Source organism: Bradyrhizobium sp. AC87j1 (assembly GCF_002936975.1).
GTDB lineage: Bacteria > Pseudomonadota > Alphaproteobacteria > Rhizobiales > Xanthobacteraceae > Bradyrhizobium > Bradyrhizobium shewense.
The window spans coordinates 1-12,147 of the sequence record NZ_PTFE01000156.1; the positions used below are offsets into that span (position 1 = coordinate 1).

General features: G+C 65.7%; 13 protein-coding genes. 9 read left to right on the forward strand and 4 right to left on the reverse strand.

The features are described 5' to 3' along the window. The 3 genes from CV770_RS38795 to arfB form a co-directional block, all read left to right on the forward strand. The coding region (locus tag CV770_RS38795) for a M16 family metallopeptidase (protein ID WP_146101440.1) at window positions 1-550 on the forward strand (550 nt) is incomplete at its 5' end. Continuing rightward, entirely contained in the window at window positions 547-1,914 is a 1,368-nt protein-coding gene (locus CV770_RS38800; RefSeq protein ID WP_104466066.1) for a M16 family metallopeptidase, read from the forward strand. The genes CV770_RS38795 and CV770_RS38800, both read left to right, overlap by 4 nt. A 116-nt stretch (window positions 1,915-2,030) precedes the next feature. Then, the gene (arfB, locus tag CV770_RS38805; protein ID WP_018321949.1) at window positions 2,031-2,447 is read left to right on the forward strand and encodes an alternative ribosome rescue aminoacyl-tRNA hydrolase ArfB; all 417 of its coding nucleotides are present in this window, start codon (window positions 2,031-2,033) and stop codon (window positions 2,445-2,447) included. Window positions 2,448-2,509: 62 nt separating this feature from the next. On the opposite strand, the gene CV770_RS38810 is transcribed toward arfB, so the two are convergent. After that, complete coding sequence (locus tag CV770_RS38810; protein ID WP_104466072.1) at window positions 2,510-2,818, reverse strand: hypothetical protein; 309 nt, start codon at window positions 2,816-2,818, stop codon at window positions 2,510-2,512. Window positions 2,819-3,119: 301 nt separating this feature from the next. On the opposite strand from CV770_RS38810, the gene CV770_RS38815 reads away from it, so the two are divergent. The 4 genes from CV770_RS38815 (at window position 3,120) to CV770_RS38830 (ending at window position 6,137) form a co-directional block, all read left to right on the forward strand. After that, window positions 3,120-3,506: a c-type cytochrome gene (locus CV770_RS38815; RefSeq protein WP_104466067.1), complete on the forward strand. Its 387-nt coding sequence runs from the start codon at window positions 3,120-3,122 to the stop codon at window positions 3,504-3,506. After that, window positions 3,507-3,902 (forward strand): VOC family protein, encoded by a 396-nt coding sequence (locus tag CV770_RS38820; protein ID WP_091958662.1) that lies wholly within the window; start codon window positions 3,507-3,509, stop codon window positions 3,900-3,902. It abuts the gene before it with no gap. 87 nt (window positions 3,903-3,989) lie between these two features. Next, window positions 3,990-4,538: a Twin-arginine translocation pathway signal gene (locus CV770_RS38825; RefSeq protein WP_091958665.1), complete on the forward strand. Its 549-nt coding sequence runs from the start codon at window positions 3,990-3,992 to the stop codon at window positions 4,536-4,538. A gap of 30 nt (window positions 4,539-4,568) precedes the next feature. After that, a complete protein-coding gene (locus CV770_RS38830; RefSeq protein ID WP_092255222.1) occupies window positions 4,569-6,137 on the forward strand; it encodes a GMC family oxidoreductase in 1,569 nt (522 codons plus the stop codon). Between the two features lie 67 nt (window positions 6,138-6,204). On the opposite strand, the gene CV770_RS38835 is transcribed toward CV770_RS38830, so the two are convergent. Continuing rightward, window positions 6,205-6,522 carry a ribbon-helix-helix domain-containing protein gene (locus CV770_RS38835; protein WP_091958671.1) on the reverse strand — a complete coding sequence of 106 codons (318 nt, stop codon included), beginning with the start codon at window positions 6,520-6,522 and terminating at the stop codon, window positions 6,205-6,207. A gap of 239 nt (window positions 6,523-6,761) precedes the next feature. On the opposite strand from CV770_RS38835, the gene mutL reads away from it, so the two are divergent. After that, on the forward strand, window positions 6,762-8,576 hold the full coding sequence (gene mutL, locus CV770_RS38840; RefSeq protein WP_104466068.1) for a DNA mismatch repair endonuclease MutL: 1,815 nt from the start codon (window positions 6,762-6,764) through the stop codon (window positions 8,574-8,576). A 150-nt stretch (window positions 8,577-8,726) separates the two neighbouring features. Here the strand turns inward: mutL and rsmD are convergent, their stop codons facing one another. Both rsmD and CV770_RS38850 read right to left on the reverse strand, forming a co-directional pair. Continuing rightward, the gene (gene rsmD, locus CV770_RS38845) at window positions 8,727-9,284 is read right to left on the reverse strand and encodes a 16S rRNA (guanine(966)-N(2))-methyltransferase RsmD (protein ID WP_104466069.1); all 558 of its coding nucleotides are present in this window, start codon (window positions 9,282-9,284) and stop codon (window positions 8,727-8,729) included. Window position 9,285: 1 nt separating this feature from the next. After that, window positions 9,286-11,409 (reverse strand): pseudouridine synthase, encoded by a 2,124-nt coding sequence (locus CV770_RS38850; protein WP_201760230.1) that lies wholly within the window; start codon window positions 11,407-11,409, stop codon window positions 9,286-9,288. A 120-nt stretch (window positions 11,410-11,529) separates the two neighbouring features. On the opposite strand from CV770_RS38850, the gene CV770_RS38855 reads away from it, so the two are divergent. Further along, the gene (locus CV770_RS38855) at window positions 11,530-11,988 is read left to right on the forward strand and encodes a nucleoside deaminase (protein ID WP_104466071.1); all 459 of its coding nucleotides are present in this window, start codon (window positions 11,530-11,532) and stop codon (window positions 11,986-11,988) included. Window positions 11,989-12,147 lie beyond the last annotated feature (159 nt).

A 12,147-nucleotide genomic window follows, 5' to 3' on the forward strand; every position in this document is an offset into this window, starting at 1 on the left:
TTATTATCTGGTGCCCTCGGCAACCACGGCCGCGGCCGGTGAAAGCGCCGCCCTCGACGTGCTGGCGCAGCTGATGGGCAGCGGCAGCAATTCCTATCTCTACCGCGCCCTCGTCGTCGACAAGCCGCTCGCGGTCTCCGCCAACGCCAGCTATTCGAGTATCTCGCTCGACCCGACCCAATTCGCGATCTCGGCTTCACCGAAACCCGGCGTCAGCTTCGCCGAGGTCGAGCAGGCGGTCGATGGCGTCATCGCCAATGTCGCGCAGAACCCGATCCGCGCCGAGGATCTGGAGCGGGTCAAGACCCAGCTCATCGCTGAGGCGATCTACGCCCAGGACAATCAGGCGGTGCTGGCACGCTGGTATGGCGGCGCGCTGACCACGGGCCTGTCGATCGAGGACATCAGGAGCTGGCCCGACCGCATCCGCGCGGTCACCGCCGAGCAGGTCCGCGCCGTTGCGCAGAAATGGCTTGAGAAGAAGCGCTCGGTGACGGGCTATCTGATCAAGGACACCGCCGCCACCAAGCGCGAGGAGAAGCGTTCGTGACCTATCCTTTCCTTCGACGCGCTGCATTCTCCCTTGCCACCGGCGCTGCGCTTGCGCTCGCTTCGGTCTCGCCGTCGCAGGCGGCCGCAAAGATCCAGCACCTGGTCTCGCCGGGCGGTATCGAGGCCTGGTTCGTGCAGGACGCGACCGTGCCGCTGATCGCCATGGAATATTCCTTTGCCGGCGGCTCGGCGCAGGATCCCAAGGACAAGCCGGGCATCGCCAATTTGGTCGGCGATCTCCTCGACGAAGGCTCCGGCGATCTCGACTCCAAGACCTTCCACGAGCGGCTCGACCGCCGCGCCATCGAGCTTTCCTTCAGCGCCACCCGCGATACTTTCCGCGGCAGCTTGCGCATGCTGCGCGACAACAAGGACGAGGCCTTCGACCTGCTCAGGAGCGCGTTGACCTCGCCGCATTTCGACACCGCCGATGTCGAACGCATCCGCTCGCAGGTCGTCTCGGGCCTGCGCCGCGAAACCACCAATCCGACCTCGCTGGCGAGCCGCAAATTCCTGGAGGTCGCCTTCGGCGATCATCCCTATGGCCGGCAGACCAACGGCAACCTCGACAGCGTGCCGACCATCACGGTCCCCGACATGAAAGACTATGTCGGCCGCGTGCTTGCGAAGGATGGGCTGAAGATCGCTGTCGTCGGCGACGTCGATCCGGCGACCCTCGGCAAGCTGCTCGACCATACGTTCGGTAGCCTGCCCGCCAAAGCCAACCTCACGCCGGTTCCGGACGTCGAGGCCGCAAAGCCGCCGCAACGCGCCTTCGTGACCCTCGACGTGCCGCAGACCGTGATCACGTTCGGCGGCCCCGGCGTGAAGCGCTCCGACCCGAACTTCATGGCGGCCTATGTCGTCAATCACATCCTCGGCGGCGGCGGATTGTCCTCGCGGCTCTATCGCGAGGTCCGCGAGAAGCGAGGCCTCGCCTATTCCGTGTTCGAATCGCTGCTCTGGATGGAGCATTCGGCGGTGTTCATCGGCAATACCGGCACGCGCGCCGACCGCGCCGGCGACACCATTGATGCCATTGAAAAGGAAGTGCGCCGGATCGCCGAGGAAGGTCCGACGCAGAAGGAGCTCGACGAGGCCAAGTCCTATCTCAAGGGCTCGCAGATGCTGGCGCTGGACACCTCCTCCAAGCTGGCACAGGCGCTGCTGCAGTACCAGCAGGACAAGCTGCCGATCGACTATATCGAGAAGCGCAACGCCATCGTCGATGCCGTGACGCTGGACGACGCCAAGGCCGCCGCCAAGCGCCTTTGGGGCCAGGGTCTCCTGACCGTCGTCGTCGGCCGCGCCCCGCAGGCCGCGGCGCAGCCCTCCGCGGCTCCAGCGACGAAGTCGAACTGACGTCCCCTCAGATGTCCTGAAATGGCCGGGCTCGCCCGGCCATTTGCGTTTCCACCAAGCACCATTGCCCAACGCAGACGTCCGCGATATGTCCGGACATCACGAATGGTGCCACCATGCTGCGGATATCCCGCGATCTCGTCATCGACGAGGACGACATCGAGATCGGCTTTGTCCGTGCTTCCGGCCCGGGCGGGCAGAACGTCAACAAGGTCGCGACCTCGGCGCAGCTGCGCTTCGACGCGCGCAAGCTGACCCTGCCGGAGGATGCGGCGATCCGGCTCGCCCGCCTCGCCGGTCAGCGCATGACCAAGGACGGCGTGATCGTGATCCAGGCGCAGCGCTTCCGCACCCAGGAGCGCAACCGCCAGGATGCCATCGATCGCCTCACTGAGATGCTGCGCGAGGCCATGGTGCGGCCAAAGCCGCGGCGGGCGACAAAGCCGACTTTTGGCTCAAAGCAACGCCGACTCGAGGGCAAGAAGCGCCGCAGCGACGTCAAGGCCGGACGCGGCGGGCGCTTCGACGACTAATTAGCGCGGCAAAAAACTCCGGCCGCGAGGCGACCGGAGTTGTGCCGTTTTACCCGGCTGGACTAGTAACGCTTGGAAGGGGCTGCGCCGCCCGTCGTGGCATCGTCGGCCGTTCCCTTGTGCGCAGCGCTACCCGTGGTGCCGACCGTACCCTTGGTGCCTTTGGTCGATTTCATGCCGGTCTTCTCGCCCGCCGCGCCCGGTTGAGCATTCATCTCCTCGTCGCCGGTGCCCATCGTGCTGCCTTGCATGGGTTTGCTCTGCACGGTGCCGCCCGGTTTGGCCGTGGGGGGCGCGCTTTGCGCGAGAACGGGCGTCGCAATGAGAGCCGACAGAGCGCATGCGATCATCGAGGTCTTCACCAACTTCATCCATTTCTCCTGGATTGTTTCGCGACGAATGGCCCGGCGGCGCACACGCCGCTCATCTGCACCGGACCATTGCATCGCGTCGAGAGTTCAAGCGGCGCAATCGCCATGCAATGCGCATGGTGTGGTGATCGTTTAGGGATTTGACGGCGGTTTCGCGGAATTGTGCTCCGCATATAAGGCAGCGCGGAACACTGCACATCACGAGCATCTCCGCGCGCAGCGAAACAGCCCGCTACTACCACCGCCCATCTGACGCCGCCTAGAGTTTGCGCAGGTTGATGTGGATGGGCAGCTCTAGACGATGCGAGCGTTCGTGCTGGGATTGTGCACCGCGATGGTGCTGGTGGCGCGGGTTGCCGACGCGCAAATGCCTTTGCCGGCCGCAAAACCGCCGGATGGCGCGACACTCTTCAAGCAACAATGCGCGGTGTGTCACACCACGAACCTGTCGGAGCCGGCGCGCCAGGGACCGCCGCTGCTCAAGGTCGTGGGCCGTCCCGCCCGCAAGGTCGAAGGCTTTCGGTATTCGCAAGGCCTCGCGAACTCAGACTTCACCTGGGACGAAGCCCGGCTCGACGCGTGGCTGACCAATCCGCAAGCCGTCATTCCCGGCGTCGTCATGGCCTATCGGCAAGGCAAGCCGGAGACGCGCGCCGCCATCATCGCTTACCTGAAGGAGCAGAACTGAATGGCAAAGCCGGTCCATTCCATGATCCGCGTGCTCGACGAGGCGCGCTCGCTCGACTTCTACCGGCGCGCCTTCGGCCTCGAAGTCGCCGACCATCTGAAATTCGCGGACTTTGCCCTGATCTATCTGCGTCACCCCTCCTCACCTTTCGAGGTCGAGCTGACGGTGAATTTCGATCGCAAGGAGCCGTACCAACTCGGCGACGGCTACGGCCATCTCGCCGTGGTGGTCGAGGATCTCGAGGCCGAGCATACCCGCTTCGAGCGCGAGAAGCTCGCGCCGGGGCCCTTACGCGATTTCAAGCACGACGGAAGGACGCTGGCGCGCTTCTTTTTCGTCAGCGATCCCGATGGCTACAAGATCGAGGTGATCCAGCGGGGTGGACGTTTCAACTAAAGCATGATCCGGAAAAGTGCGCAGCGGTTTTCCGAAAAGATCATGCTCAAATAACAACCTAAACCAAAAAAGCTTAGGAGGAATGCCATGAGAGAAGTCGATCGTCGAAGCAAGCACAGCCGTCGCGTCTTTCTCAAGGGCGCAGCGACCGCCGTGCCGGTCGTAGCGGTCGCGACCAGCGTCGCTGTCAGCATCGAGGATGCGTGGGCCGATGATTCCAGCACGCTCTCGCCCGCGACGATGAAGACACTGCTGAAAGTCGCGCGCGACATCTATCCGCACGACGTGCTCGGCGACAGCTATTACATCACCGCGATCAAGCCGTGGGATGGCAAGGCGGCCAAGGACGCGTCCGTCAAATCGCTGATCAGCGACGGCATCACGCGGCTCGATCAGAATGCGCGGGATCGCCACAAGGTGCCCTATGTCGAAGTGCCATGGGAAGCCGACCGTGTGGTTCTCTTGAAGGAGATCGAGGGAAGCGACTTCTTCCAGAAGGTGCGCGGCGACCTCATCGTGTCGCTCTACAACCAGAAGGAGGTTTGGCCACGGTTCGGCTACGAGGGCTCCTCGGCCGAGCACGGCGGCTACATCAACCGTGGCTTCGCCGACATCGACTGGCTGCCGAAGGCTTGAGACCCACCCCAACGGTTCAGGAGAACGCATATGGCAAAATTCGATCTGAACGACTCCAGCGTTGTGGTGATCGTCGGCTCCGGTGCCGGCGGCGGCACGCTGGGCAACGAACTCGCGCAGAAGGGCGTCAAGGTGGTCATTCTCGAAGCGGGTCCCCGCATCGAGAACCACGACTTCGTCAACGACGAGTGGGAGAGCTTTTCGCAGCTCGCCTGGACCGATGCGCGCACCACGTCCGGCACGTGGCGCGTCGCCAAGGACTTTTCCGGCCTTCCCGCCTGGATCGTCAAGGCGGTCGGCGGCTCGACGACCCATTGGGCCGGCGCCTCGCTGCGCTTCGACGAGCACGAGTTCAGGGTGAAGAGCACCTACGGCAACCTTCCCGGCGCCAACCTCCTGGACTGGCCGGTCACGCTCGCCGAGATGGAGCCGTGGTACGCCAAGGCCGAGAACAAGATGGGCGTGACCCGCACCAACGGCATTCCCGGCCTTCCCGGCAACAATAATTTCAAGGTGCTGGAAGCCGGCGCCAAGAAGCTCGGCTACAAGACGGTGCACACCGGCAACATGGCGATCAACAGCCAGCCGCGCGACGGCCGCGGCGCCTGCCAGCAGATCGGCTTCTGCTTCCAGGGCTGCAAATCCGGCGCGAAATGGTCGACGCTCTATACCGAGATCCCGAAGGGCGAGGCCACCGGCAATCTCGAAGTGCGACCGAGCAGCATGGCGATCAAGATCGAGCATGACGCTGGCGGCAAGGTCACCGGCGTCGTCTACGCCGACGAGAGCGGCGCGATGCAACGGCAGAAGGCGCGCATCGTCGCGGTCGCCGGCAATTCGATCGAGAGCCCGCGGCTGCTGCTCAACAGCGCCTCGACCATGTTCCCCGATGGCCTTGGCAACTCATCGGGCCAGGTCGGCCGCAACTACATGCGGCACATGACCGGCAGCGTCTACGCCGTGTTCGAGAAATCCGTGCACATGTATCGCGGCACCACCATGGCCGGGATCATCCGCGATGAGGCCGCCAACAATCCGAAGCGCGGCTTCGTCGGCGGCTACGAGATGGAGACGCTGTCGATCGGTCTGCCGTTCATGGCGGCGTTCCTCAATCCCGGCGCCTGGGGCCGTCCATTCACCGCAGCGCTCGACGGTTATCCCAGGATGGCCGGCATGTGGCTGGTCGGTGAGGACATGCCGCAGGAGACCAACCGCATCACGCTCGACCCTCGCGTGAAGGACAAGTTCGGGCAGCCGGTCGCGAGCGTACATTTCGACGATCATCCCAACGATCTCGCGATGCGCGCGCACGCCTACAAGCAGGGCGCTGCGGTCTACGACGCCGTCGGCGCCACCGTGACCTATCCGACGCCGCCCTATCCGAGCACCCACAATCTCGGCACCAACCGGATGAGCGAGAAGCCGCGCGACGGCGTGGTCAACAAGTTCGGACAGAGCCACGACGTCAAGAACCTGTTCGTCTCGGACGGCAGCCAGTTCACCAGCGGCGCGGCCTGCAACCCGACGCTGACCATCGTCGCGCTGGCGATCCGGCAGGCGGATTACATTGCGGGGGCGATGCAGAAGAAGGAGATTTGATCGTACGTTGCCGTCATGTGCACCGGGACGACACCGAGAATGCGGATGCGGTCTCTTGCAGCAACGACTACTCCGCCGCATCGAGAATCGGCGTCACCGTCGCCTTGAACTCCGGCACCGTCGCCATGCTCTTCGAGCGATAGATCAGACACGAGCAGCGCAGCAGCGAGGCGAAATTATTGACCTCGCCATGATGGTCGAGCACCTCGTTGTAGAGCGTCGTCAGGAACTTGCCGAGGCTCATGGCCTCCCTGGCCGCGATCTCCTCCAGCGTGTCCCAGAACGCCATTTCCAGCCGGATCGAGGTGCAATGGCCATCGATCCGCAGGGAGCGGGTCTGGGATTCGTAATCGCCCTGGGGCTGATGCGCGAAGAGATGGCACATGGCGTCCTCCCGTCCTGTTGCCGTTTTTTCACGATGCTACACCGCTGCCCGGCGCCTCACAATCCGGACCGTCGTCGGATGTCGGCCGATTCCGGTTACGCAATTTTCTCGAACGCTCAATGTCTTCAATGTGATAGGCAACCCTCTTCCCCAGGCGGCCACACGGCTGTTGCCCAACACATGCTTTTGACGCAACACGGCCTAGAGTAGCGCTGTTCGCGAATCCAAGTCAGAACCTCATGCCCGTCCGCCAGCTTCCAGAACAGGTCGTCAACCGCATCGCCGCCGGCGAGGTGGTCGAGCGTCCGGCGAGCGTGGTCAAGGAGCTGGTCGAGAATGCGATCGATGCCGGCGCGAGCCGGATCGACGTGTTCACCGATGGCGGCGGGCGGCGCCGGATCGGCATCACCGACGACGGCGGCGGCATGACCGCGAAAGACCTCGCGCTTGCGGTCGAGCGCCACGCCACGTCGAAGCTCGACGACGAGGATTTGCTCCAGATCCGCACGCTCGGGTTCCGCGGCGAGGCGCTGCCCTCGATCGGCTCGGTGGCACGACTGTCCATCACCACCCGGCATGCCGGTGAGCCGCACGCCTGGGCGCTCACGGTCGAGGGCGGCGAGAAGTCCGAGATCATGCCGGCGGCGCTGGCGCATGGCACCCGTGTCGAGGTTGGCGACCTCTTTTATGCGACGCCGGCCCGGCTGAAATTTTTGAAGACCGACCGCACCGAGGCAGAAGCGATCCGCGAGGTGGTGCGGCGCCTCGCGATGGCGCGGCCCGATATCGCCTTCACGCTGGCGGGCGAGGAGCGCGCACCGGTGACCTGGGCCGCGGCGCTGCCCGGCGCCGCCGGTCGCCTGACGCGGCTCGGCGACATTCTGGGCGCTGAGTTTCGCAGCCATGCCTTCGAGGTCCATGCCGAGCGCGAGGGCGTCGTCGTCGCCGGCTATGCCGCGGCACCTGCGCTGACCAAAGCCAATGCGCTCGGGCAATATCTCTTCGTCAACGGCCGCCCGGTCCGCGACAAGCTGATCCTGGGGGCGGTGCGCGGAGCCTATGCCGATTATCTGCCACGCGACCGGCATCCCGTGCTGGCGCTGTTCGTCACGCTGGATCCCCGCGAGGTCGATGCCAACGTGCATCCGGCCAAGACCGAAGTGCGCTTCCGCAACGCCGGCCTCGTCCGCGCGCTGATCGTACACGGGCTGAAGGACGGGCTCGCGCGGGAGGGCCGACGCACGGCCGCCAACAGCGGCGAGAGCGCGTTGTCCTCGTTCCGGCCGGCCTTCACGCCGCCGCGTCCGGCAAGCTGGGACTGGCGGGCTTCGCCGTCCGCGCCCGTTGCGCCGATGCCGTCATTCGAGGGCTCGGCCGCACCCGCTTTCGCAGAGCGCACGCAGGCCGCCTTCGACGTCGGCGCGCCCAGTGCGGACGTGCGGATCGAGTCCCAGCCCGTCAGCGATCTGGTCGACCGCCCGCTCGGCGCGGCGCGCACGCAGATCCACGAGACCTATATCGTCTCGCAGACCCGCGACGGATTGATCATCGTCGACCAACATGCCGCGCATGAGCGCATCGTCTATGAGCGGCTGAAGGCCTCGCTGGCTGCGAACGGCGTGCAGCGGCAGATCCTCTTGATCCCCGAGATCATCGAGATGGACGAGGCGACGGTCGAGCGCCTCCTGGAGCGCAGCGAGGAGCTCGCATCGTTCGGTCTCGCCATCGAATCCTTCGGCCCGGGCGCGGTCGCGGTGCGCGAGACGCCCTCGCTGCTCGGCAAGACCAATGCGGGCGGATTGCTGCGCGATCTCTCAGAGCACATGGCCGAGTGGGACGAGGCGCTGCCGCTCGAGCGCCGCCTGATGCACGTCGCGGCGACCATGGCGTGCCACGGTTCGGTGCGCGCCGGCCGAAGGTTGCGGCCGGAAGAGATGAACGCCCTGCTCCGCGAGATGGAGGACACCCCGAACTCCGGCCAGTGCAATCACGGCCGGCCGACCTATGTCGAGCTGAAGCTGAGCGATGTGGAGAAGCTGTTCGGGCGAAGGTGACGGTGCCGTGGTGAAGGTGCCGTAGGGTGGGCAAAGGCGCAACGCGCCGTGCCCACGATCTCTCCATGATCGAGACAGGTGGTGGGCACGCTTCGCTTTGCCCACCCTACGGCAGCTGAATCCGCGGAGCCGACGGCGGATTACGCTTCGCTAATCCGCCCTACGCAAGAACACGAACTCCGTGTCGTCATACGCCCGCCGCTCCAATTCCTCGAAACCTTCCGGCGTCGCAAACTGCGCCGCCTTGGCCTCCTCGACCACGATCAACGCGCCGGGCGTGAGCCAGCCGCCATCGCGCAAGCTTGCCAGCGCCTTCTCCGCAAACCCCTTGCCATAGGGCGGATCGAGGAACGCCAGCGAGAACGGCTCGACCGGATGCGCGGGACCGAGATCGGTCGCATCGCGGCGATAGACTTTTGTCACGCCGCCGAGGCCGAGCGACTCGACGTTATTGCGCAATAGCGCCCGAGCCTCCGCGCCGTTGTCGACGAACAGCGTGAACTTCGCGCCGCGTGACGACGCCTCGATGCCGAGCGCACCGGTACCGGCGAAGAGATCGAGCACGCGCGCGTCCGCAATCGGATCGTCATAGGCGTGCACGAGGATGTTGAAGACGGACTCGCGCAGGCGGTCCGCCGTGGGGCGGATGTCGCGCGAGGACGGTGAGGCGAGATTGCGCCCCTTCAATCGACCGCCGACGACGCGCAAGCTAGTCCTCCTTCGGCGTCAAATCGCGCTTGCCGTGATAGCCGCGCTTGGGACGGCGCGGCGGGCCGTAGCCGTTGGCCTCTTCCTCGTTGCGCTCGCGCGCCTCCTCGCTGCCGGTGCGCTGCACCAGCACGCGGCGACCCTTGCGGTCGTTGATCACCGCGCGCTTGCTGGCGGGCTTCGTCTCGCGCGGCGCATCGTCGACGCGCGAGGCGGATTTCGAGGGCACGTCGAACTGCGCCCCCGACTTCTCGATCACCTTGTCGCCGAGTTGGTCACGCAGCACGCGCGACTTGATCTCCTCGACCTGACCTTCGGGCACCTCGCCGAGCTGGAACGGACCGTAGGAAACACGGATCAGCCGGTTCACCTCGAGCCCGAGATGAGCGCAGACATTGCGCACCTCGCGGTTCTTGCCTTCGCGGATCGCGAACACCAGCCAGACATTGGCGCCCTGGTCGCGCTCCAGCGTCGCTTCGATCGGACCGTATTTGACGCCCTCGACCTCGATGCCGTTCTTGAGCTCGTCGAGTTGCGCCTGGGTGACGTCGCCATGGGCGCGAACGCGATAGCGGCGCAGCCAGCCGGTGTCCGGCAGCTCCAGCGTACGCGCGAGCCCGCCGTCATTGGTGAGCAGCAGCAGGCCTTCGGTGTTGAAATCGAGCCGACCGATCGAGATCAGCCGCGGCAGGCCTTCGGGCAGGTTGTCGAACACGGTCGGACGACCCTCGGGATCGTCATGCGTGGTCATCAGGCCGCGCGGCTTGTGATAGAGGAACAGCCGCGTGCGCTCGCGCTCCGGCAACGGCTTGCCGTCGACCAGAACGACGTCGTTCTTCGTAATGTCGAGCGCGGGCGAGTTGATGACACGGCCGTTGACGGTGACGCGGCCCTGCGTGACCATTTCCTCGGCATCGCGCCGCGAGGCAAGCCCCGCACGCGCCAGCGCCTTGGCGATGCGCTCGCCGGCCTTCTTCGGCTTCGGCTCTTCTTCCCGGCGGGGCCGGCGGTCGAAATCGCGGTCCCGCTCGCGATAGGCGCCGCGGCCGCCGAAGGCCGGACGCTTCTCGAAAATCCTGCTGTCGTCCTCGTTCTCTCGACGCGGGCGATCACCGAAGCGGCCTTCGCTGCGCGGATGCTCGTGCCAGTCGGAACGGCCTTCCGAGCGTTCGCGCGGACGATTGAATTTCGGCCGGTCACCACCACGCCCGCCGCGGTCGCCATCGCCATCGCGACGGGGCCGATCGAACTTTGGACGATCCTCGCGCGGCCGATCGAATTTGGGCCGCTCGCGGAACGGACGATCACCCGATGCGCGATCGTCTCGTGAACGCGAGAAGCGCGGACGGTCGTCGCCGCGGCCACCTTCGCGGCCGGCTCCGCCCTCACGCTTCTGCCAGGGCTTGTCCTCGCCGCGATCACGGCCGCCGAAATCCTTGCGCGGGCCACTGCTAAAATCCTTGCGCGGGCCACTGTTAAAATCCTTGCGCGGCGGCCGATCGCCACGCGGACGGTCGTCGCGCTTCTGCCACGGCTTGGAATCGCCGCGCTCGCCGCGGTCGCGATCAGGGCCGCCCCGCGAAAACTTCCGTTCGCCATCGAACTTGCGTTCCGGACGATCGCCACGCGGCGCGTAGGGCCGCTTGTCACCGAATTTCTTGTCGCCGGAACGGCCGGCGGGACGGGAATCGTCGCGATCCCGGCTCCGCGGCGGACGGTCGTCGCGGCCATAGGAGGGGCGATCACCGCGCGGCTTGAATGGGCGCTTCTCGCCATCGCGCGAGGAACGATCGGAAAACGGACGGTCGCCACGCGGCTTGAAGCTGCGCTCACCGCGGCCCTCGCTGCCGCGGTCATCGCGCTTGAAGCGGGGACGGTCGGAAAAATCGCGGCGCGGGGCATCGCCCTCCTCGCGGCGGCGGAACGGTTTACCCTCGCGGGGCGCGCGGCTGTCGCGGTCACCACGGGGCGGGCGGCTGTCGCGATCGCCCCTCCCCTCGCTCTTGCCCTCAAAACCGCGCTTGGCGAACTTCTTCTCGGGGCCGCGCGCCTTGCCGGAACGGCCGCCTTTGGCGGGGCCTCGCCGGCCGCGGGAATCGTTGTCTTTGTCGCTGTCGCGAGGCATGAATGATCTCACTCAAGGGGGTGGCCGTTGAGCATTGTGCGCGCTCGTTCGGAGCCGCATGCCCAGGCAAAACCGGTAAGCACTTCTGCTGAAGGCGCAGCTACTAGCAGGTTTCTTCGGATGATACGAGGCTTGAAAGCCCCCTCTTTCATGGATTTGGCGCTTCTGGCGGCCGAAAATGCCGGAAAAGCGGGCGAAGTTCCGATCGGATGCGTGGTGGTCCGCAATGACGAGGTCATCGCCACCGCCGCCAATCGGACGCTGACCGACCGCGACCCCACCGGCCATGCCGAAATCGTTGCGCTGCGCGAGGCGGCGAAAAAGATCGGCAGCGAGCGCCTGGTCGACTGCGACCTCTACGTGACGCTGGAGCCCTGCACCATGTGTGCGGGCGCGATCTCGTTTGCAAGGGTGAGGCGCCTCTATTACGGCGCCGCCGACCCCAAGGGCGGCGCGGTGGAATCGGGCGTGCGGTTCTTCGCCTCGCCGACCTGCCACCACGCGCCGGACGTCTATTCCGGCGTCGGCGAGAGCGAGGCGGCGCGGCTGCTCAAGGAGTTCTTTCGCGAGCGGCGGTGATTGCTCCACACTTCGCTGTCATGCCCCGGCTAGACCCTATTTGATTCACACATCGCGAGCGATCCTCCAGCCGCTGAGCATGGCCCTGAGGGCCAACAGGCCCTGGAGGATCGTGATGGGTCCTGGTTTACCGTAGTATCCGGTCCAACCGCCGAGGCG

Coding starts and splice junctions, on each gene's coding strand:
- arfB (WP_018321949.1), top strand. CDS start 2,031: ATGCTGCGGATATCCCGCGATCTCGTCATCGACGAGGACGACATCGAG.
- CV770_RS38825 (WP_091958665.1), top strand. CDS start 3,990: ATGAGAGAAGTCGATCGTCGAAGCAAGCACAGCCGTCGCGTCTTTCTC.
- CV770_RS38855 (WP_104466071.1), top strand. CDS start 11,530: ATGATACGAGGCTTGAAAGCCCCCTCTTTCATGGATTTGGCGCTTCTG.
- CV770_RS38835 (WP_091958671.1), bottom strand. CDS start 6,522: ATGTGCCATCTCTTCGCGCATCAGCCCCAGGGCGATTACGAATCCCAG.
- CV770_RS38830 (WP_092255222.1), top strand. CDS start 4,569: ATGGCAAAATTCGATCTGAACGACTCCAGCGTTGTGGTGATCGTCGGC.
- CV770_RS38815 (WP_104466067.1), top strand. CDS start 3,120: ATGCGAGCGTTCGTGCTGGGATTGTGCACCGCGATGGTGCTGGTGGCG.
- CV770_RS38850 (WP_201760230.1), bottom strand. CDS start 11,409: ATGCCTCGCGACAGCGACAAAGACAACGATTCCCGCGGCCGGCGAGGC.
- mutL (WP_104466068.1), top strand. CDS start 6,762: ATGCCCGTCCGCCAGCTTCCAGAACAGGTCGTCAACCGCATCGCCGCC.
- CV770_RS38820 (WP_091958662.1), top strand. CDS start 3,507: ATGGCAAAGCCGGTCCATTCCATGATCCGCGTGCTCGACGAGGCGCGC.
- CV770_RS38810 (WP_104466072.1), bottom strand. CDS start 2,818: ATGAAGTTGGTGAAGACCTCGATGATCGCATGCGCTCTGTCGGCTCTC.